General features: G+C 39.3%; 20 protein-coding genes and 1 pseudogene. 16 read left to right on the top strand and 5 right to left on the bottom strand.

Features of this window, described 5'->3' with window-relative positions:
• Window positions 1-732, top strand: a pseudogene (locus tag MR181_RS08700) (hypothetical protein); the annotation flags it as partial.
• A gap of 139 nt (window positions 733-871) precedes the next feature.
• Here MR181_RS08700 and MR181_RS08695 read toward each other — a convergent pair.
• A complete protein-coding gene (locus tag MR181_RS08695) occupies window positions 872-1,405 on the bottom strand; it encodes a hypothetical protein (protein ID WP_242337146.1) in 534 nt (177 codons plus the stop codon).
• Between the two features lie 491 nt (window positions 1,406-1,896).
• On the opposite strand from MR181_RS08695, the gene MR181_RS08690 reads away from it, so the two are divergent.
• The 4 genes from MR181_RS08690 to MR181_RS08675 all read left to right on the top strand — a co-directional run bounded on the left by MR181_RS08690 (window position 1,897) and on the right by MR181_RS08675 (window position 7,025).
• Complete coding sequence (locus MR181_RS08690) at window positions 1,897-2,148, top strand: AbrB/MazE/SpoVT family DNA-binding domain-containing protein (RefSeq protein ID WP_242337143.1); 252 nt, start codon at window positions 1,897-1,899, stop codon at window positions 2,146-2,148.
• Window positions 2,149-2,150: 2 nt separating this feature from the next.
• Window positions 2,151-2,546, top strand: coding sequence for a type II toxin-antitoxin system death-on-curing family toxin (locus tag MR181_RS08685; RefSeq protein WP_242337140.1), 396 nt, complete (start codon window positions 2,151-2,153; stop codon window positions 2,544-2,546).
• A gap of 272 nt (window positions 2,547-2,818) precedes the next feature.
• Window positions 2,819-5,743, top strand: coding sequence for an LTA synthase family protein (locus MR181_RS08680; protein WP_242337137.1), 2,925 nt, complete (start codon window positions 2,819-2,821; stop codon window positions 5,741-5,743).
• A 163-nt stretch (window positions 5,744-5,906) separates the two neighbouring features.
• Window positions 5,907-7,025: an AI-2E family transporter gene (locus MR181_RS08675; RefSeq protein WP_242337134.1), complete on the top strand. Its 1,119-nt coding sequence runs from the start codon at window positions 5,907-5,909 to the stop codon at window positions 7,023-7,025.
• Between the two features lie 95 nt (window positions 7,026-7,120).
• Here the strand turns inward: MR181_RS08675 and MR181_RS08670 are convergent, their stop codons facing one another.
• On the bottom strand, window positions 7,121-7,264 hold the full coding sequence (locus tag MR181_RS08670) for a hypothetical protein (protein WP_191911474.1): 144 nt from the start codon (window positions 7,262-7,264) through the stop codon (window positions 7,121-7,123).
• Window positions 7,265-7,401: 137 nt separating this feature from the next.
• Between MR181_RS08670 and MR181_RS08665 the strand changes: the two genes are divergently transcribed.
• The 4 genes from MR181_RS08665 (at window position 7,402) to MR181_RS08650 (ending at window position 10,853) form a co-directional block, all read left to right on the top strand.
• Window positions 7,402-7,785, top strand: a complete 384-nt coding sequence (locus MR181_RS08665; RefSeq protein ID WP_242337131.1) for a GntR family transcriptional regulator — start codon at window positions 7,402-7,404, stop codon at window positions 7,783-7,785.
• Window positions 7,763-8,635, top strand: coding sequence for an ABC transporter ATP-binding protein (locus MR181_RS08660; RefSeq protein ID WP_242337128.1), 873 nt, complete (start codon window positions 7,763-7,765; stop codon window positions 8,633-8,635). Before MR181_RS08665 ends, MR181_RS08660 begins: the two co-directional genes overlap by 23 nt.
• The gene (locus MR181_RS08655; RefSeq protein WP_242337125.1) at window positions 8,628-9,335 is read left to right on the top strand and encodes a hypothetical protein; all 708 of its coding nucleotides are present in this window, start codon (window positions 8,628-8,630) and stop codon (window positions 9,333-9,335) included. The genes MR181_RS08660 and MR181_RS08655 overlap by 8 nt, the downstream gene beginning before the upstream one ends.
• 444 nt (window positions 9,336-9,779) lie before the next feature.
• Window positions 9,780-10,853, top strand: a complete 1,074-nt coding sequence (locus MR181_RS08650) for a hypothetical protein (protein ID WP_146001919.1) — start codon at window positions 9,780-9,782, stop codon at window positions 10,851-10,853.
• A gap of 346 nt (window positions 10,854-11,199) precedes the next feature.
• On the opposite strand, the gene proC is transcribed toward MR181_RS08650, so the two are convergent.
• The 3 genes from proC to MR181_RS08635 form a co-directional block, all read right to left on the bottom strand.
• On the bottom strand, window positions 11,200-11,985 hold the full coding sequence (proC, locus tag MR181_RS08645; RefSeq protein WP_242337122.1) for a pyrroline-5-carboxylate reductase: 786 nt from the start codon (window positions 11,983-11,985) through the stop codon (window positions 11,200-11,202).
• Window positions 11,975-12,697, bottom strand: coding sequence for a MucBP domain-containing protein (locus MR181_RS08640; RefSeq protein WP_242337119.1), 723 nt, complete (start codon window positions 12,695-12,697; stop codon window positions 11,975-11,977). Before MR181_RS08640 ends, proC begins: the two co-directional genes overlap by 11 nt.
• Window positions 12,698-12,929: 232 nt before the next feature.
• Window positions 12,930-15,125, bottom strand: coding sequence for an ATP-dependent Clp protease ATP-binding subunit (locus MR181_RS08635; protein WP_242337116.1), 2,196 nt, complete (start codon window positions 15,123-15,125; stop codon window positions 12,930-12,932).
• A 233-nt stretch (window positions 15,126-15,358) separates the two neighbouring features.
• On the opposite strand from MR181_RS08635, the gene MR181_RS08630 reads away from it, so the two are divergent.
• The 7 genes from MR181_RS08630 (at window position 15,359) to MR181_RS08600 (ending at window position 21,501) form a co-directional block, all read left to right on the top strand.
• Window positions 15,359-15,544, top strand: a complete 186-nt coding sequence (locus MR181_RS08630) for a hypothetical protein (protein WP_242337113.1) — start codon at window positions 15,359-15,361, stop codon at window positions 15,542-15,544.
• 116 nt (window positions 15,545-15,660) lie between these two features.
• Complete coding sequence (locus MR181_RS08625; RefSeq protein ID WP_003716808.1) at window positions 15,661-15,927, top strand: phosphocarrier protein HPr; 267 nt, start codon at window positions 15,661-15,663, stop codon at window positions 15,925-15,927.
• A complete protein-coding gene (gene ptsP, locus MR181_RS08620; RefSeq protein ID WP_242337110.1) occupies window positions 15,927-17,657 on the top strand; it encodes a phosphoenolpyruvate--protein phosphotransferase in 1,731 nt (576 codons plus the stop codon). Before MR181_RS08625 ends, ptsP begins: the two co-directional genes overlap by 1 nt.
• A gap of 155 nt (window positions 17,658-17,812) precedes the next feature.
• On the top strand, window positions 17,813-19,030 hold the full coding sequence (locus MR181_RS08615) for a glycosyltransferase family 4 protein (RefSeq protein ID WP_242337107.1): 1,218 nt from the start codon (window positions 17,813-17,815) through the stop codon (window positions 19,028-19,030).
• Window positions 19,031-19,033: 3 nt separating this feature from the next.
• Entirely contained in the window at window positions 19,034-20,059 is a 1,026-nt protein-coding gene (locus tag MR181_RS08610; protein ID WP_242337104.1) for a glycosyltransferase family 4 protein, read from the top strand.
• Window positions 20,059-21,078: a lysylphosphatidylglycerol synthase transmembrane domain-containing protein gene (locus tag MR181_RS08605; protein ID WP_242337101.1), complete on the top strand. Its 1,020-nt coding sequence runs from the start codon at window positions 20,059-20,061 to the stop codon at window positions 21,076-21,078. The genes MR181_RS08610 and MR181_RS08605 overlap by 1 nt, the downstream gene beginning before the upstream one ends.
• Window positions 21,079-21,252: 174 nt before the next feature.
• Complete coding sequence (locus tag MR181_RS08600; protein WP_191912027.1) at window positions 21,253-21,501, top strand: YkuJ family protein; 249 nt, start codon at window positions 21,253-21,255, stop codon at window positions 21,499-21,501.
• Window positions 21,502-21,843: the final 342 nt, after the last annotated feature.

Here is a 21,843-nt window from a genome sequence, read left to right as displayed (position 1 = left end):
TATGCTCCATGGTATGGACAAGGAAATTCGTATTATTTTGATGTCAATGGACACTATGCAACAAATAGCTGGCATTCATATGATAATGGAAAGAATGCATACCCGAGATATGACTGGTCATATTCTAAGGCTGATGGTACGCGAGCAGAAAGTGAATGGTTATGGATCAATGGATCATGGTACTATTTTGATGCTAGTGGGGAAATGGTAAACAATGGCTGGCACTATGCTCCATGGTATGGACAAGGAAATTCGTATTATTTTGATGTCAATGGACACTATGCAACAAATAGCTGGCATTCGTATGATAATGGAAAGAATGCATACCCGAGATATGACTGGTCATATTCTAAGGCTGATGGTACGCGAGCAGAAAGTGAATGGTTATGGATCAATGGATCATGGTACTATTTTGATGCTAGTGGGGAAATGGTAGCCAATGGCTGGCACTATGCTCCATGGTATGGACAGGGAAATTCGTATTATTTTGATGTCAATGGACACTATGTAACAAATAGTTGGCATTCAACAAGCAATGGTAATAATCAATATCCTACATGGACATATTCTAAAGCAGATGGTACGCGAGCAGAAGATGAATGGTTGTGGATTAATGGTGCTTGGTATTATTTTGATGCTAGTGGGGAAATGGTAGCTAATGGCTGGCATTATGCTCCGTGGAATGGTGAATACAGGGAATATTACTTTGATGTTAATGGTCATTGTCTATAATTAAATATAATCTAGAAGGTTGTCTGGATTGGCAGCCTTTTTGTTATACAAGAAATTGATGATTAGAATATAAAAAGAGGAATCAACGCTAATTGTTGACTCCTCTTTTTGTGAAAGAATGCTATTTCCACTATTTTAATTATTCGTTATGACTTACCGTAACTTCACTTGGTAATGCCCCTGACCAGTCCTTGTATTGAACTTGGGAGCTTCCCTTGGTAGTGTAACGATCCATCCCATCGCTATCAACATTGTGGGTAATCCCTTCAGAATCAGTCCAAGTTGCGACATCACCTAGACCAAGTTGAACTGATTTTTGTTCCTTAACGCTGCTTGATGAACTAGCAACCTTAGCTGGAGCAGTAACTTGCTGGTTAGCACTATTGTTAGTTGTATTTGCAGGCGCAGTGGTCGTTACGTTCTTAGCGGAACTTGTGCTACTACTTGAAGATGCAACGTTTGTATTTGCTGAGTGGTTAGTAGCAGCTGCAGTTTTAGCACTGGTTGAAGCTGACTTTTCACTCTTCTTATGGCTTTGTTTAACTACTTGTGAGCTTGATGCTTCGTGGGTCTTATGTGATGTGGTTGTAGAACTACCTACAGCACAACCGCCTAGACCTAGCGCAAGTAAAATAACAAGTGAACTATTTAAAACTTTCTTACTCATCTTCATAGTAATAGCACTCCCTCCGGCAACGTTAATTTTAACGTTGTTGTTTCCTTTCAATATCTATATTGTAACATAGTTGAAATATTAATGTAAATATTTAGCAATTAAAACGGTGGGTTTTGCAACTTATGTAACAAAATGCAATAAAAGAGTAATAAAGGAGAGTTAATTAATGTTACTTGGACTTTTGTTGATTAAAATTATGTAGATATTGCTGGAGCTGTAGTGGGTACCACAAAGAACACGTAAGACTGTAATACCAGCGATTATCGTTGACGTTACAGGTTTCTTTGTTACTTAAATGGCGCTATTTTAACACGTTTGTTAACACGGGCGGATGTTGGTAGACAATTTTTGAATGGTTAAAGTGCCTGAATTGCTGGTGTAGCAAGGATAGTTGCGTGTTAAAATGTGTTAAAAAGTATTTATGTAGATAAATTTACGTATATATTATATAATGAAAATGTATATACGAAATGAAAGGAGCCTTGATTATGGTTATTAAGTCACCAACTAAAATTTTCAAATCAGGTAATTCTAGTGCTGTGCGGATTAGTAAAGATATTATGGATGCAGCTGGGCTCAAAGTAAACGACAAGATTAATGTAACCTTTAATTCTCATGATGGCAGTGTTGTGATTAAGGCTACTGATACCGATAATAAATCCCATGATCATTTTTCTGAAGTTTTGGATCAGAGTCTAGATGAAGATCAAGCAATATTGGACTTCCTAAAGGATAAGTAATCATGGAATATTTAACTGAAGAAGATCTAATTGAAATCAACCGACGAATCATTCGCCGTGCTGGTGAAGGTTCAATCGGCGTATTGGATAATAACGGGTTAAATAGTGTTGTTGAAGCGCCCAAGCAAGTTTTCTTTGGACGTGAGGCTTACCCAACCGTCTGGTTAAAAGCGGCCTACTATCTGCAAAAGATTACTAAAAAGCATCTCTTTGCTGATGGAAATAAACGGACAGCATTTGAAGCTGCCAAAGTATTTTTAATCCTGAATGGAATAACTCTTCACTTTGAAGGAATTGAAGCTGGTCAAATGGTTTTAGATGTTACTAATTCTCCCGATTCAGAAGAAGTCATGTTAAAAGTGGCAGAATATTTGAAAAAACATCAAGTGGGGGAATAAATTTAATCTGCGCTCTTCCCCGTCACACCAGCTTTTGACCATAGTTTCTGACCATGCTTTTAGCACAAAACCTTAACACATTTAGAGTTGAATGCTGTCGTATCAATACTTTAACTACTACAAAACAGCGACTCTAGTCAGCATTTATAACCATGAAAAGGCCTGTAATAACAGCATTTAGTGTTGCTATTACAGGTCTTTTGTATACTATTTTTGTATCTCTCCACCGTCTATATTAAAATGGGGAAGATATTATTTTAGGGGAGAAAATCATGTATCGATTAAAAAGTAATCTAGTTTGGGTTGCGCTGATGTTCTGGGTTGGGATTGCCCAGGTGTATTGGCAACTCGGACCGCATATAGCGAGTTACAGTAATGCTAGTCTTCATACTAGTGCGTTTGAAATTTTCAAGGGCTTAACATTGCTTGGCTCTGACATTCTGATTTTACTGTTAGGATATTTTCTATCACAAAAGAGTCATCGTGAGTCAACAATCATTAAGGCGTGGCTGAACACTTTAGTCTTGGGTGTCCTGGCTAGTGTATTAGTGGCACTTAGCACCAACCAGCTGGCAAAGGTCACAGTCTTTCATACCGACTTCTTTAATGCAGCTTTTCCGTTATTGCGTAATACTTATCCACTGATCTTTGGAAGCTTACTAGGATTAATTCTGACTGCAGTAATTAATGATCAACGATTCATTCGGCGACGACCGACTTTGATTGGTATTTGGCTCCTTATGATTGTCTCGCTCTTTTGGACACCGAATATTTGGGGATGGACGAGTAACCACTTAACATTATTTTATGCGTTACTGTTTGTCCTTGGTGCTAATGTTAAGCAGGAAAGTCATCATCAAAAGTGGCTTCTTATTACTGGCTTAAGTTTATTGAGTATGATTATCCTTCAAGGGATCATGCCATTTATGAGTATTGATGGGCAGACAGCAGGTCGCTTTACAACGCCAACTAATATTTTCACCGTTTTAACCGCTTATGGAATTGTCAAAATGACAGTGAATCACTTAGGAAAGCCCAATTGGCGATCATTGTATTCCTACTTAACGTTAATTGAGAATACGGTATTACTGGCAAGCGTCCAACTCATCGTGAAACTTCACAACGCTTATGGCAGCTTAAAGGCGGGAATGATTACGATTATTTTTCTCCTTTTTGCCTTAGCATGTTCCTACGTTTGGTGTGGATTATCAACGAGCAAATTTGCTAAGCGTCACCTTCAGCAAATTGATCGGTTCACTAGCCAATCCGCTGACAAACAGTTTCAAGTAATAAAACAGCGGCTTAATTCCTGGATGCCAAACATTATTCTGGGGATTATCTCCTACCTAATCGCAGCTCTTTCGATGCTATTAATGAATGACGGCTTTTCCGTAAGTCCCAACGTTGACGCAACTTACAATATTTTTGCTTACACTTTTGGTCAACGGGAACTACTATTACTCTTTACAGCATTCTTGATTTTTGCGGTTATAAAGTTTATTCAGGCCTTGACTAATCGCTACTGGGTCGGGCTGATTAGTGTTATTGCAATCAGTGCAGTTTTTGTTGTGGCTAACCATGAAAAGATTGTTGCCCGAAACGAACCAATCCTTCCTGCAGATTTCGCGATGGTGCGGGTCGCCAAAAATTTATTTGGTATGGTTGATGGGGTTGTCTGGGTGGCTGCCCTGGTAACTTTAGTAATCTTGATTGCGGTAACTGTTTGGCTAGAGAAAACTTATCCCCTAAGAAACGCAGTGGGGGGGATAACGCACCGGTTGCTATTTGTCCTTCTTGCACCATGCTTATTTGCGACAGCGTTTTTGTGGAACCATCAAAATACTCCCTTTAATAACTTGATGACCTCAATTGATGATCAGCCGATGTTTTATAACCAGTTAAGTGGGGCAAGAATTAATGGGCCGTTACTTCAGTTTATGAATAACATCGACGTTACGGTAATGGTCAAGCCAGTTGGGTATTCTCAACAGACGATGGCTGCGATTGTTCATAAGTACCACTTGGATGCTCAACAGATTAACCGTCAGCGGACAAACTCGTTTAGCAAGCAAACGATTATTTTTAATTTGAGTGAAAGCTTTGCTAATCCCCAACGAGTTCCCGGGGTGCAATTGAAGAACAACCCTATACCATACATTACTAAGCTTAGTAAACAAAATACTGGTGGCTTAATGATTAGCTCGGGCTATGGTGGTGGAACGGCCAACATGGAGTACATGGCATTAACCGGGTTTGCGTTAACTAATTTTTCGCCAACTTTACCAACTCCATATACCCAATTGGTTAATAATTTGAAAAACAATCCATCAATCGCTCAGCAATTTAAGTCAGCAATCGCAATCCATCCCTACAACGGTGCCTTTTATAACCGTACCGAGGTTTACCGGAAGTTTGGCATTGATCGCTTCCTCTATTTGGGAAGTAAGTATCCAATTCGTCATCAGAAAAAGATTGATCGTAGTCCATACCTTTCCGATCAGACTTCTTACCAAAATGTATTAGATCAATTAATGAATTATCATGGTGGTCGGTTCATTAATCTGGTAACAATGCAGAATCACTTCCCGTATAATCAGCACTTTTACAATGAAATTAGCAAATATCAGGCGACAAAGGTTTCTGCCGGTACTGATAAGTCGTCGGTAAATGATTTTGCTACTGGGATCCACCATACTGATGAAGCGATGAAACAATTCATTACTGCAATTGACCAAATTAAAAAGCCGATTACGGTTGTCTTTTATGGGGATCACTTACCAGGAATCTACGGTAATGAGATGACTAAGGATGGGCTCAAACTTCATGAAACAGATTATTTCATTTATTCTAATCGGTATGCACGAGAACATGGTGCGCGAAACTATAAGCAGAAGACAGCTTACGTTGCGCCCAACGATTTTATTGCGATGGCAGCTAAGCAAACCAACTCTAAGGTTAACTGGTATCAGGCTTTGCTGACACGAGTCTACGAACAGCTGCCGGTGATTACCGAGGATGTTCAGGCAAGCGGTAATGTGAATGCCTACAATAGTAATAGTCGCTTTATCACACAAAAAGGCAAGATCCTTAAAGAAAACCAACTAACGAAAAAGCAAAAAGAACTGCTTCATGATTACCGTCTTGTTCAGTACGATGTCACGGCAGGAAAGCACTATGTTGTTAAGACGATGAAGTAAGTAGTACTACAGATACGAATTTCAAGGTTATGATTGCTAATGGAAAGAAATGAATTATTTTTCTCATTTACAATCAAACTTCCTTAGTGTATGGTAGAGGGGATGTTGTGGCACCTGCTTTTACGAGGTGTCCTTTTATTTTGTGAATGTTAGGATTATGATAATGAATCGAGAAAAATTTTATCATTGGCTGTTTTGGCCGATCGTTTTTTTGACAATTGCGACACTAATCTTTGTTTGTACCAAAATTCAGTTTATTTTTAAGCCATTTTGGACATTCCTATCAGTGGTCTTTGTTCCATTACTGTTATCAGGATTCTTATACTACATGCTGAATCCAATCTTAAACTTAATTGTGAAGATTAAGATCGGTAAGTTCCGCATAAATCGTGGTGTAGCTAGTTTATTGATTGTCGTCTTGCTAATTCTGATTATTGTTTGGGGGATTTCTGCATTGATTCCGCCAGTAGTAAAGGAAATTAGCCAATTAGTTAATCATTTACCACAAACAGTTAGCGGGTTACAGAGTTTAATGAACGATACAATTAAACATTCACCCTTGAAACATGTGGATCTTAACGCCTATTATCGTCAATTTGATCACCAATTGGCCGCTTATGCGCAGAAGATTCTAAAAGGACTTTCTGAACGAGTGGGCGATATTATTGGAATGGTTACTAACATTACCGTTGTTACCATTACGGTTCCGGTGATGCTTTTCTACATGTTAAAGGATGGCTCAAAACTAGTTCCTGCCATTCAAAAGTGGCTTTCACCACACCATGCTAAGGAAGTTAACCAGTTACTTGGCAAGATGAACAACACCTTGTCGTCATACATTGCCGGACAAGTGATTGAATGTCTCTTCGTCGGCGTCTTTACTTCAATTGGTTATCTGATTATTCACGAACCATTAGCACTTGTCCTGGGAATTGTCGCTGGTTTGTGTAACATCATCCCCTATGTTGGTCCATATATTGGGATTGCCCCAGCACTATTTGTTTCATTGACAATGGCCCCGGATAAATTAATTTGGGTAATTGTCGTTGTTCTGATTGTTCAACAGGTTGATGGTAATATTATCTATCCAAATATTATCGGTAAGACCCTTAAGATTCATCCACTAACAATCATTGTCCTCTTGCTTGCTGCGGGACACATTGCTGGAATTGCCGGGATGATTCTTTGTATTCCATTCTATGCAGTTCTTAAGACTGTCGTTGAATATATGTTTGATATTTATCGGATTGAGCATCCGGTGAAGGATGAACAGGGAGAATAATAGCTTTTTGTAATGTTTTATTAATAGATCTTAAAAATCCTGGAGGGTACTTTATAATACGCCTACAGGATTTTTTAAGTTTTAAAGAATATAAACTATTTGTTTTGTACCGCTTGGACAGCCTGTTCAGCAGTTAAGTTAAATGACTTCATTAAGCGTTGTTTGATATCTTGATTATCAAGACAAATTTCCTTATTTTCCATTACCATCCCAAACATTGGATCACTGGTAATTGTCATTTTTTGACACCACTTCATAATATTAGTAATTATTAAACTATTTTTTATTTAAACTTGCAAAAGTTTTAAGGATCCTATATAGTTAGTTACATAAGCAATCAACCATATAACTAATTGGCTGTTAAGGAGATGATTTTTTGCAATTTCACTTTAACGAGTCAACACCGTTATACCAACAAATAGCAAGTCAATTGGAAGAAATGATTTTTACCGGTGGCTTTGACGAAGGGAGCCAGGTACCATCAACTACCCAGCTTTCCCAACAATTACATATTAATCCAGCAACGGTTTTGAAAGGGATGAATATCCTAGTTGATGCAGGGTTGATTGAAAAGCACCGTGGACGCGGAATGTTTGTACGAACGGGGGCTCGACAAAAGATTATGGAAGAGCGTAAAGAAAGTTTCTATAAGGATTATGTCAAAACTCTCCTTGTGGAAGCACATAAATTAGGAATTAATAAGCAACATTTAGTCGAATTAATTGAGTGGGGTGAGCATGATGGAACAATTAAAGATTAGTCATTTATCAAAGAAATTTGGTCGTCGGGTAATTCTTGATGATGTTTCATTTACTTTAGAGCCGGCAAAAATTTATGGCTTGCTCGGTCGAAACGGGGCAGGGAAATCGACCCTCTTAAACTTAATTAGTAACCGGATCTTTCCGACATCTGGTTCGATTAAGTTAGGCGATCAGGAAGTTAACACTGATCAAACTTTGGACCAGATTTTCCTTATTGGAGAAGATAACCTTTACTATAAACAAGTTAAGATTAACCAAATGTTTGACCTTGCTGACGGTGCATACGGTAATTTCGATTATCAAAACGCTGAACGAATGCTTAAACAGTTTGAACTTGATGGTAATCAAAAATTTGCTAAACTTTCTACTGGTCAGAAAACCGCTGCTAAGATTAGCTTGGCACTAAACGTTGATGCTGATTATATTTTTCTTGATGAACCGGTATTAGGATTAGATGCTAACCACCGTGAAATCTTCTATCAAGAATTAATTAAGTCATACCAAAAGCGGCCGCGGACAATCGTTTTGTCAACTCACTTAATTGATGAAATTCAACAGCTGGTTGAACACGTAATTCTAATTGATCATCATCGAGTCCTTGAAGATGACAATGTTCAAAGTTTATTGGACCGGGCGTACGATATTTCAGGTCCGGCAAAATTAGTTGATCAGTATACTGAAGGGTTGAACGTCCTTTCAACAACCGACTTGGGAAGTATCCGCACGGCTCATGTCTTTGATCAGTTGCCAGAAGATCGGATCCTTCCTGATCAAGTTCAGGTCGGACACTATGATTTACAGCACTTATTTATCTACTTAACGAATGGGGGTCAACAAAAAGATGCTTAGTCATGAACAACGATTAGTAATTACCAATGTTTTTCATCGTCTCGGTTGGGCGTTAGCTGTTGCTGCTGTTTGGGCTGTCGGAGTAGTCTTTTTGGGATGTCTTGTTGAATTGCTAATAGATCATCGTATTGATTCATTTCTTGTTAGCTTACAAGGTATTCCAGGAGTATTACCGCCAGTATTCACAATGATTTTACTCGGTTATTTCTTAATCACTGCTTATGATGATTTTAAGTGGACGATCCAAAATGGAATTTCACGAAAGACCCTTTGGTGGGGGCGGCTGATTGCCTTGGTTCTTGCTACTATCGGAGTTTGGGTGGTTAATAACTTATTAAGCTTGTTTGAGCACCCGCTAGCAAGTTGGCAGGCGATGGGGATGCAATTATTAGTCCTTCTTTCTAGCGTATTAATTCTTCAAATGATTGGTAATGGTTTTGGCTTGCTTAATCGAACCTGGAAGTGGATTGTCGGTATTGGCTTACCGATCCTATTTATTCTTTTCTTAATTGCACTTGTTAGGGTAATGATGAGCCTTAATATTGACTACCAGCATAATGAATGGATCGGACCTAATAGTACTCTTTGGACAATCCTTGGTTCTTCGAGCACTTGGTGGATTATTTGGGGAGTTACAATGGTTATTGTTGTTCTTCTTTCTAAGTTCTTTAACGATAGAATGCAATTGAGAAGGGACTAAGGAAAGAGAGTGTGAGCCCGTTAAAACCTTCCGGTGGCTAACGATTTCTCCACCGAACGACGTTTCGTCGTCGGAGGTGGAGGTCGTTAGCTCGAGGAAGGTTAGGGCGAGCACATTTCGACTCAGTTGCCTAGGAATCGTTATTTCTAGCAAGTTCCTGGCGAGCAGATCTTCTACGTTAAGTCAAGCGTATTATTGATTTTAAGGGAACTCTCAACTTAATTGAGTAAACAATACAGAAATAAGTCACAGTGTCTAATATTTGATGCTGTGGCTTATTTTATATAAATAATTTAATTAGACGAAAGGTTATTAGTTGCTTTTTTATCCTGCAAAAGGTTAAGATATAGGCGTATAAATAGTGATGTATAATAAATCAATTGATAATTATCATTATGTTTTTGATTGGTTATTATCGTAAAAAAGAGGATTGGAGTGTTAAACGTGGTTAATAAGCAATTAATAGGAAAATTATCTGTTGTTGGTTTGGCGTTATTGTTGGCGGGCTGCGGTGCTCAGTCAGCAAATTCTAATTCTTCATCGGGTTCATCAGGAAGCTCTGCAATCACTAATAATCAAAAAGTTAACCTTGATTCGACGAATATGCCACCACAAGAAGTTAGCAGCTTAGTAACGATTTACAGTAGTAAGAAATACGGTGGTGACTGGGCCAAAGTTGCTAATAGTGCGAAAAATAGTGGACTACGGACGAACCTTTACGATACGAGTGATTACCGATTAGATAATCCTGGAGCTACTGGTGAAGATGGTTCCGGAATCCTTTATAACGCGACACCAGAAAAGAATTCTGCTGATGTTGCCTACACATTAAATGATGATGGCAGTATTAACATCTATGAAAATGTTAAGAAGGGTCAAAAGGCGAAGAAGCTGGGAACGGTTAGCCAAAACGATATGGTTTACTACATTAACCAGCACAGTCAAGCAAGTAAGGTTCAAAAACTGACAAAGCAAAGCAAGGTATATGACGAACGTTCAGGACGGAATGACGCTGCAAACCATGAATTTGGTCGTCAAGCAGTCTTTACCACTCCAAAGTCAATGCGTGGCGTTTGGTATTCAGCTGATGGTAACCAACAAACTGTACTAACGATTCGTGAGCATACAATTACTATCTCTACGAATAATAATTCAACTAAGTCATGGTTATATAAGCAATATCCTGACTTCCTTTCAAGTCCAGATGCAAAGAACAAATCAGTTCAAAAGCAAACCCAAACCTGGCAGAGTGCAAAGTTTGTTAATGCTCATAATCAAAATTGGTTAAATATTCGTGGTTGGTGTGATACTGAGAACAAGGGACAGTTCTACCTCCTGCACCATGAAACTATTAATGGTAAACAGACTCCTGTTATTGTCTCAGCCAATGGTGATAATGTAACAACCGATAATGTCTTTTACACTAGTCAATCAACAGCCCAAAAACAAGCTAACCACCATTACGCTGACCTTGATTACCCGCAAAGTCCCGAAGGCGAGGATGAGGTAAATAATTAAAGAGTGCGAGCCAGTTAAAACCTTCCGGTGGCTAACGATTTCTCCACCGAACGACGTTTCGTCGTCGGAGGTGGAGGTCGTTAGCTCGAGGAAGGTTAGGGCGAGCAGATTTTGGCTTTGCTGCATTAGGAATAACAATTTCTCCTGACTGGATGCTGAAAGAATCTGGGAGGGAGGTTGGTAGCACTATCAATTCCCTGGCGAGCAGATCTTAACTATGTTGCTGAGAACTTGCGGAAAGCTAACAATTTCTCGACAATTATTTAGCCCAAAACATAAACAATCCCGCCACTAGCCATTTAGCAGGTTAGTGACGGGATTACTATTTTAAAATTATTTGCGTTTTTTATTTTCCAGCTGCCTTATTAATCGCATCAATTACTGCATAACGGAACTGGTTTTTTTCTAGGGCCATTACACCTTTAATTGTCGTGCCGGCTGGGGAAGTCACCTGATCACGAAGTTCAGCCGGGAGCTTCTTAGTATCAAATGCTAGTTTTCCAGTGCCTTTAACCATACTGGAAATTAAACGATAAGCTGTTTGCCGTCCCATACCATTTGCAACGGCACCATCACTCATGGCATCCATGAAAACATCGACAAATGCTGGACCACAACCGCCAATAACGCCAACAATCTCTAGCTGATCCTCGCTAACGGGAATCACATCTCCTAAGAGCTCAAGAAAAGTAATGATTTTATTTGTATTTTCTTCAGTAATTTCTTCAGGGAGAGTTAGTCCGATTGTCCCGGCATTAACAGCAACCGGGGTGTTTGGAATCATTGCAGCCACAGTAGCATCAGCAATTACTGATTGTAATTTCTCCAATGAAACACCAGCAGCCGCCGAAATAACAGTTGTTGAAGCGGGAAGTTGGCTTAGTTCCTGAGCAATTTTCAAGGTAATTGGTGCAGGGGTAGTAAGAACAACAAAGTCAGGGTTTGCTTTGATGACATCAAGATTATTGTTTACAACGGTAAAGCCAAGCTCTTGTCCGAGAGAGGTAACACGAGGGTTAATTGGATTTTCACCAATAATCTTAAACTGTCTTGTATTTATAAGCCCCTTGATAATTGCGGAACCCATATTACCAACACCGACGACCGCGATGGTTTGTTGATTAGTCTTCATTTTGATCCTCCAATTTGACGTAATTACCGGTAATAAATGTTCCATTATCAAGCTTATACCAGATGATCTCATCATTATCACTCATCTTACCAGTGATCGTGAGTTCTTGACCATCCTTAATTTCACTAACTTTATCACCATATGGTTTATTAAAAGCATCAATTGCTTTTCCTGGGAGGTAATCAATCACTGCTTTTGTCTTTTTCATTGGGATGACTGCCATGTTGTCAGCGAGCTTAGATTGGAAATCTTTATCTTCAGTCTTAAATGGGTTATCCACAATTGTCATTTTGTCGTATTTTACCCATTGATCACTACCGATTTCGTACCAAAATTCGCCTGATTTCGTTGCAACACGGTGAAAAGCTTTCAAAACAATATCGTCCGGGAAAGGCGTACCGACTTGCATCCCGTTTGGCATATCATATACCGCAGTAACCGCATCGAGGTGAAGGTACATTTCGATTGATTCTACTTCACCCCAGTTCTTATTCCGGTAATAAACGTGAATGCTATGTGGCTGATCATCAAATTTTCCGGTTAATTCACCCTCATTTTTGATAAATTGGTAACCATCGAATTGCTTCTTTTCGACAGAATATTTTTCTCCGAGAAATCCCCGTAAAAGTTGGGGGACCACCAGATTTTCTCCAGTATCAATATTTGTGTAGTAGACCCAAATTGGGTTTCCTGTTTTGAACTTATCTTCCATCCTTTTCACCCCGTCAACTATATTTACTCTTTATTATAGCATTGATAAGGTGAAACCTCTGTGATGAACAAGTTAACAAACTGTAAAGATAGAAAGAAACTGGAAATTAACCCATTCAAGAGCCTGTTTGGATTTCCACGATTAGACTTTGGAAGTTCGGAGACTACTAGTAAATATTAAAGGCAGGGAAAAGTAAAATTTTTCCTGCCTCTTTTCATCAATAATTTAAATGTTATTTATCTGCATTTGGTGTAGCGACAACGGTAATGTTACCGTCTTTATCCAATTGTGCGGCAAGTTCGTGCGCGTCATTGTGATCAAGAACATAGTCAGCGATCCGATCTTCGATTTGTTCTTGAATTACCCGACGAAGAGGACGAGCCCCCATCTTTGGATCAAATCCTAGATCAACTAACTTCTCATCAACATCTTCAGGAACGGTGATTGATAAGTCACGGTCAGCTAACATCTTGTTAACATCACTGATCATCAGGTTAACAATCTTCATTAAGTTATCCTTGCTGAGGGCATTGAACTGAACGATGTCATCAAACCGGTTCAAGAATTCTGGCTTAAAGTAGTTGGTCAGTTTATCAATGATTGAGTGAGTACTTCCGGTTGACTCAGCACCAAAACCAACGCTAGCTTGAGCATCGCCAGTTCCAGCGTTAGAAGTCATAATAATAATCGTGTCCTTGAAACTAACGGTTCGACCTTGTGAATCAGTTAATCGACCATCGTCAAGAATTTGTAAGAACATGTGCATAACGTCAGGGTGAGCTTTTTCCACTTCGTCAAGCAAGATTAAGCTGTAAGGGTGACGACGAACTTGTTCAGTTAATTGACCAGCTTCTTCATAGCCCACATAACCTGGAGCCGCTCCGATAAGCTTTGAGGTAGATGTCTTGTCCATGTATTCTGACATGTCAAAACGGATCATTGAATCTTTAGAACCAAAAAGCTGGAGAGCAAGTTGCTTAGCTGTTTCAGTCTTCCCAACACCAGTAGGACCAACAAAGAGGAAACTACCAATTGGACGACCAGACTTGTTTAAACCAATCCGGTTTCGGCGAATTGCCCGAGCAATCTTATCAACCGCTTCAGTTTGACCAATGACATGTTCGTCAAGCTTCTTATCAAGATCCCGAAGTTGGTTTTCTTCTTGCTTCTGCAGATCACCGACAGGAATATTAGTTTTTTCTTCAACAATATCCTGCATATCCTTAACGGTTACCGTTGCGGACTCTTCAGAATGATTTTCTTCTGCTTCTTTTTTAGCCTTTTCAAGCTTGCTTACCTGATCACGATAAAAGGCGGCCTTTTCGTAGTCTTGATTATCTGCTGCTTGTTGCTTGTGAGCTTCAGCAGTGTGAATTTCATTTTCAATTGCATTTGGATCAACATTCTTCAATGTTAGATTCTTCCGTGAACCAGCTTCATCCATCAGGTCAATTGCCTTGTCGGGAAGGAACCGTTCCTGGATGTAGCGGTCAGAAAGTTTAGCGGCCGCAATGATTGCATCGTCGGTGTACTTAACATGGTGATAATCTTGATACCGCCCTTTAATTCCGTTAAGGATCCGAATTGTTTCTTCAACTGAAGGTTCGTTAACTTCAACTGGTTGGAAACGCCGTGCAAGGGCGGCATCTTTTTCAATCTTCCGGTATTCATTAAGAGTAGTTGCGCCAAGAAGTTGGAAGTCACCACGCGCAAGGGCAGGCTTTAGAACATTTCCGGCATCCATGCCGCCTTCAGCATTTCCGGCACCCATGATTTCGTGAATTTCATCAATGAAGAGAATAATGTTCTTGTTCTTCCGGACTTCTGCCATTAATTGTTGCATTCGCTTTTCAAATTGTCCCCGGATACCGGTTCCTTGAACAAGGGAAACAACATCGAGTCGGATAATTTCCTTGTTAGCAAGTTTTTCTGGTACTTCACCGGAAACAATTGCGGTAGCTAAACCTTCAACGACAGCAGTCTTCCCAACACCGGCTTCACCGATTAAGACCGGGTTGTTCTTAGTTCGTCGATTAAGGATTTCAATAACCCGCTTGATTTCATTATCACGACCAATAACTGGATCAATTTTTCCTTGGCGAGCAAGATCAGTTAAGTTAATACCGTACTGACCGAGAATTCCCTTACCACGACCGCCGTTACCGCCTTGTCGTTGGTTTTGACCGCTAAAAGCAGCACCGTTGCCAGCGGCTTGTTGGCTTTGCATATTATTCATGGCATTCATGAAGTCTTCGAGGCTTCCAAAACCGAAATTATTCATTCCGTTACCTCCATTCATCATATTTGTTTGCATATTTTGTAATTTTTGGTAGCAATTTTGACATAAATCGAGTTGAACTCGTTGGCCATTAAGGTTCATTTGTAAATGGATCGTTGCAGGATTCTGATGACAATTTTGACAAAGCACCGTAAAAATACCCCCTTAATAAAATAGATCCGACCATCGAAAAGGAAATTATTATCTTTGACCTTTCCTGACCATTGGTGTTAATTATACTTACTTTTTGTTTGACTGCAAGTTAAATGAATCAGTTTAAGAAAAAATTAGTCAAACTTTCTATTAAATTTTAGCACTCTTGATTGATGAATGCTAAAATAAGGGTGATGAAAAAGTCAGGGATCCTTTAATGAGGTGGTTAAATGACAGAAAGAGATTATCAACAAGAACTTGATGACTTGCATTCGGGAAAGACTAGTCATTTTGATATTACTCCAGAGGAATTTCAAGCGTTTCAGCCGATTTTTCATGGTTACCAATACCGGACACAAATTGAAGCAGAAGCCCATCGTGGGGGAACGCTTACATATCGATTAAAAAAGCGATAACCAATCGTTGAGAGAACTTGTAATTGAAGTTTACAATTGCTAAAATAAAAGCAATGAAATTATCAGGGCTTGGCCACTGACAATTTGCTAATATGCTCGAAGGAGAATGATTAATTATGGAAAAACGTGATTTTACAATTACATCTGAGACAGGTATTCACGCTCGTCCAGCAACTATCCTGGTTCAAGCAGCTTCTAAGTATAACTCTGATGTTACCCTTTCATACGAAGGTAAGAGTGTTAACTTGAAGTCCATCATGGGTGTTATGTCACTCGGTGTTGGTCAAAATGCTTCAGTTACCATTACTGCTAAGGGTGACGACGAAAAGGAAGCTTTGGATGCCGTTGCTGAAACAATGAAGAAGGAAGGCTTAACAGACTAATGTCCACACTTTTAAATGGCTTGGCAGCGAGTAGTGGAATTGCAATTGCTCCTGCCTACCTGTTAGTGGGACCAGATTTATCTGTTAACCAACAATATTCAGCAAATGAGAATCATGAGGTCAAGCGGCTTCATGATTCTTTTGCTTTAACGCTGAATGAAGTTCAAACAATCCGTAAGCATGCTCATAAGTCACTTGGTAAAAGAGCAGCTGCGGTTGTTGATGATCAGCTGGCAATTTTGAACGATCGGTCCCTTCATGCTGAAATTATTGAAAAAGTTAAGCGTAAGCATTTCACTGCAGAATGGGCAATTAAAGAAACCGAGGATGAACAACTGAAGGTCCTTGAAAAAATGAATGATAATGACTATCTTTCATCAAGAGCAACGGCACTTAAAGACGTTACTAAAAGAATGCTTAGTCATTTAATGGGGGTTAAGCTTCCTAATCCAACTCTGTTAAGTCACCGGGCAATCTTTGTGGCACAAAATATTACCCCAACTGATACTGCTCAATTTGATCGGCGCTTTGTTGCGGGGTTAATTACTGATGACGGTGGTCGAACTTCTCATTTTACAATTATGAGCAAAACACTGTCATTACCAGCGGTTGTTGGGACTGAAAGTGCCACCGATATAATAAAAAATGGTGATTTACTAATCGTTGATGGGATTCATGGCAAGGTTATTGTCAATCCATCAGAAGAGGAGGTAGATCATTACCAGCGATTGGCTGCCCAATTTGATCGTGAACAACAAGAGTGGGGGACCTTAAAGGATGAACAGACTGTTAGTACTGATGGACGTCACTTTAAGGTTGTAGCTAATGTTGGAACACCAATTGATGTCTTCGATGCTCGGCAAACCGGGGCTGAAGGAATTGGTCTTGTTCGGAGTGAATTCTTATATGCAAGTGGTGATCAATTTCCCGGTGAAAAAGAGCAGGCACAGGCTTATAAACAATTCTTAACTGAGATGCCAGGACGACGAGTAGTGGTTCGGACACTTGATATTGGTGGCGATAAAAATCTGGGGATGTTAAAACTGCCTCAAGAAAATAATCCTTTTCTTGGCTTTCGGGCAATTCGGATCGGTTTAGCCAAACCTGAAATTCTTCGTCCACAGTTGCGGGCACTTCTCCGTTCATCTGTATATGGACGGCTTGCAATTATGTTTCCAATGATCGCAACTGTTGAGGAATTTTGGCAAGCACGAAAAATCTTGGATGAAGAGCGACAACGGCTATTAGATGAAGGTGTTCAAGTAGCGGATAATATTGAAGTTGGAATGATGCTGGAAATTCCTTCAAGTGCGTTGATGGCGGATGCTTTTGCTCGCGAGGTGGATTTCTTTAGTATTGGCAGCAATGATCTAATCCAATACTTATTTGCGGCTGATCGGGGCAATCCTCGTGTTGCCTACCTTTATCAAGAATTACATCCGGCGATCCTTCGCTTAGTTAAGCGCGTGATTGATGCCGCTCATGCAGAAGGTAAATGGGTAAGCATGTGTGGTGAAATGGCAAGTAATCCGCTAGCGACCCCGTTATTAATGGCAATGGGCTTAGACGAGTTTTCGATGAATAGCAGCAGCATTTTGCATATTCGTTCCCTAATTAATCAACTTAATACCCGTCAATTACAGCCACTGGTTCATAAAGCGCTTAATGCAATTACCGCTTCTGAAGTTGAACAGTTAGTTCGGCAAACAGTTCCCGAAGTTATCGAATAAATCCTTAAATGATCTTAACGTTTATAGAAAAGACTTGTTGTTATTGGCTGAACAGTCTACAATTGTCGAGATACCTTTTTGCGGATTAGTAAATGCTTTTGTATAATAATCTTGCAATTATTTAGATTGAGACTAGAGAAAAAGGAGCAATTAGCTTGAAGATAGGTCTTTTTACAGATACATATTTTCCCCAAGTAAGCGGGGTTGCGACGTCGATTAAGACGCTTCGTGATGAACTAATTGCTCAGGGGCATCAAGTATATATATTTACCACAACGGATCCAAAAGCAAAGGACGATGACGAAGAAAATGGTATTTATCGTTTCCCAAGTATTCCCTTTGTGTCATTTACGGACAGACGAATTGCGATTCGGGGTGCTTTTCGTGCAATCAAGATTGCGGAGAAACTTCAACTGGATATTGTTCATAACCAGACTGAATTTTCATTAGGCGTAATGGGGAAAGTTGTTGCTCGTCATTTAAACATCCCGTGCTTGCACACTTACCATACAATGTATCAGGACTATCTTCATTACATTGCTAATGGCCATATTCTGAAGCCCAAGGATGTTGGGAGATTAGCTCATATCTATCTTCATAACATTTCTGGAGTGGTAGCACCAAGTGAGCGGGTACTAGAAACAATGCGTGCTTATAATGTTGATGCTCCGATTCGGATTATTCCAACTGGGGTTAACTTACGGGTATATGGTCAGCGGGATTCTATTGAGGAAAAGAATGCTCTCCGTGCTAAGTGGGGGTACAAGCCTGATACACCAGTCCTGTTATCGCTAAGTCGACTTGCGTTTGAAAAGAATATTCATACTTTAATTGAAGCAATGCCGGATATTTTAGCTAAAAAGCCCGATGCTCAATTACTGATAGTTGGGGATGGCCCCGCAAGAGAAACATTAGAACGGCAAGTTCGCCACCTCCATTTGACCGAGCATATTCAATTTACAGGTCAGGTTGATAATGATGATGTTCATCACTACTATCAAATGGCAAATGTTTTTGTTTCGGCATCTGATTCTGAGTCACAGGGATTGACATATGATGAAGCATTGGCGTCTGATTTACCGATCGTGGTAATGCGGAGTGATTATACCGATGAGTTAATTGATGATCCAGCCATTGGCGTTAGCTTTCAAAAACGGATTGATCTTGTTAACGGTGTTCTTCGTTACCTTAATAATCCGCGGACACCCGAAGAGCAAGATAAACGTGATGCAAAATTACACGAGATTTCTGCTGAAGTATTTGCTCAGCGAATCCTTAAATTTTATCGTGATTGCCAAGAGACAATGGCTGAGAAGCAATCTGGTCAATCAAGGGGTACGTTTCGGAATCTTTTTCATCGATCGAGGAGTTAAGCAATGTTAAAAATTACCATGTTTTCGTCTGCCGATAAGGTTGCCGGACAAGGGGTCGGCAGTGCTTACTTAGAATTAATTCATCTTTTAAGAACTCGCTTTGCCGATCAGTTTGACATCGCGATTAATAAATATCGAAAAAGCCAGATCAGTCATTATCACACGATTGATCTGCCCTTTTATTTCTCAACGTTTTCTAAAAAGCGGGGACGGAAAATCGGCTACGTTCACTTTCTTCCCGAAACTTTAGAGGGAAGTCTGCAAATTCCACAACCATTTCGGGGAATCTTTTATCGGTACGTAATTGCTTTTTATAAGCGGATGGATCATTTAGTTGTCGTTAATCCGTCCTTTATTGATAAGCTGGTAGCTTACGGAATTCCTCGTGATCACGTAACTTATATTCCTAACTTTGTTGATTCAGATAACTTTTTCCCGGTTGACAAGTCAACTCGTCAAGAATATCGGAAAAAGTATCATTTGCCAGCAGATAAGTTCGTGGTTCTTGGAAGCGGTCAAATTCAGGAACGAAAGGGAGTCCCTGATTTTATTAAACTAGCTCAACAGAATCCCGATATTCAGTTTGTGTGGGCAGGTGGTTTCTCGTTTGGTCGGCTAACTGACGGATATAGTGAGTTAAAAAAAGTCGTTGATAATCCACCAACGAATCTATTATTTACGGGAATTGTTAGTCGAAAAGAGATTGCAGAATTAAATAATGCTGCTGACTTATTCTTACTTCCGTCATTTAACGAACTCTTTCCAATGTCAGTTCTTGAAGCATTCAGTTGTGGTACTCCGGTAATGCTTCGTGACCTTGACTTGTACCATTCAATTATTGATGGGGATTATGAACCAGCTAAGGATGTCAATGAGATGCAAACTAAGCTTGTTGAACTTACTCATAATCCAGAAAGATTGAATTACTTACGGGAACAAGCAATTGAAACTTCAAAGCGTTACTCAAAAGAGCACCTTGCAAAGGTTTGGGATCGCTTTTACCGACAACAAGCAAAGGAGGCTAATTAATGAGCCGACGTAATTGGGGCGTCCTGGCTATGATGCTCCTGATTGGGGTGGGGATTTTTGTATATGCCTTACGCGACATTAATCTTCATGTTTTAATTCAGGAATTTAATACGATTAATTGGGGATGGATGCTCGTCGCGGTTATTTGTATTTGTCTTTACCTTGGCTTAGAGGGAGTTGTGGTAAAGATATTTATGAAGGATCGCTATCCAGATTTTACCTGGAAAGACTCATTTCGGTTACCTCTAATTGAACAGCTATTTAATGGGATTACGCCATTTTCAACAGGAGGGCAGCCCGCACAATTAGTAGCAATGATTCAATCAGGTGTTGACGGGGGAATTGCTAGTTCGGTTCTTCTGATGAAATTTGTTGTTTTCCAAGCGATGATTGTGGTAAATTTCCTTATCTCGTTGCTAATTGGCTTTCATTATATTGAAGAAAAACTCCACGCTTTAGCATTGTTAGTTGTTTTTGGCTTTACAATTCACCTGGCTGTTATTATTGGCTTATTAATGGTGATGTATTGGTACCACTTTACTAAAAAAGCAACTAACCTACTTATTAAGCCGCTTGCGTTATTTATGAAGGCCAAACGATATGAGAGAATAAAGATTCTGTTGAACGAGAAAATTGACTCTTTCTACCAGGAAAGTCTAAAAATGAAAAAGGAATATGGTAAGTTAGCAAGGGTATGTGTTGTCACAATCGCTCAGCTATTTTTCTACTACATTATTCCGTATTTTATTCTTCTTGCTTTAGGTGTTCATCATATTAACTTCATAATGGTAGTTAGCCTGCATGTGTTAATTTTTATGGTGATTTCGCTATTTCCAATTCCTGGGGGTGCAGGAGGAGCAGAGTATAGCTTTTCAGTTTTATTTGCTAGTTTTGTTAATTCAAATACTAAATTGATTTTAGCAATGCTTCTTTGGCGGCTATTAACGTATTATTTTGGGATGTTTGCTGGAATAATTGCTTTAATCGTTAAGCCAAATCGGGTCCAACATCGTAAATAAATTTGCTGGCTTGTCAAAACACAATAAGCGGTTAGCATTGTGAAATTAAATTTAAAAACTTCCAATGAAAAGCAGGCTTGTTTTTGTATAATTGGATTCTATATGTTCAAGTAGAGGTGAGGGTGAGAAAAATTTCTCGCCCTTATTATTTAAAATGAATGTGGGGGATGAAGGGTGCACTCTTCAAATTTAGAAAAAATTATTAAACGGCTTCAAGCAATGACACTTGATTATTCTAATAACAGACAGAAAAGAATATTTGAACAGTTTGGAATTCCTCTTTGTGAGGTGACATATATTCGTTCAAGCCGTGAATTCATTTTTGAACGCTATCGGCCGCGAGAACGTTTTCGGTTTGACGATATTGATTTAGCTGCAATTGAAGTCTTTAATTGCTTATATGATTTTAAACACACCTTTTAAATTAGAATTTCCTATTGACGTGGACTAATGAACAAGGTATATTAGTTATCGTTGCCTGTGAGGCAATATAAATGAACGTTACATTTGATTGTAAATTCATTTGAAATAATATGTTGACATTAATTTGATGTCATGATATATTATTTAAGCTGCTTGTTGGGATTAATGATTTAATCTTTGATGATTCAATTAAATGAAATTAGTTGTTGACATTGAGACAAGCGTGCGATAAAATATTAAATGTTGTTCGGCTTTGCAGCTGAACAAGGTAGACCTTTGAAAACTGAACAAAGTTTCGACGAATCAAATGTGTAGGGTCTTCAATCATAATGATTTGAAGCA

This window comes from Limosilactobacillus urinaemulieris, from assembly GCF_932750685.1.
In the GTDB taxonomy this organism is placed as follows: domain Bacteria; phylum Bacillota; class Bacilli; order Lactobacillales; family Lactobacillaceae; genus Limosilactobacillus; species Limosilactobacillus urinaemulieris.
The sequence above is the reverse complement of the archived record's forward strand: the minus strand, read 5'-3'. Positions and strand labels throughout refer to the sequence as shown.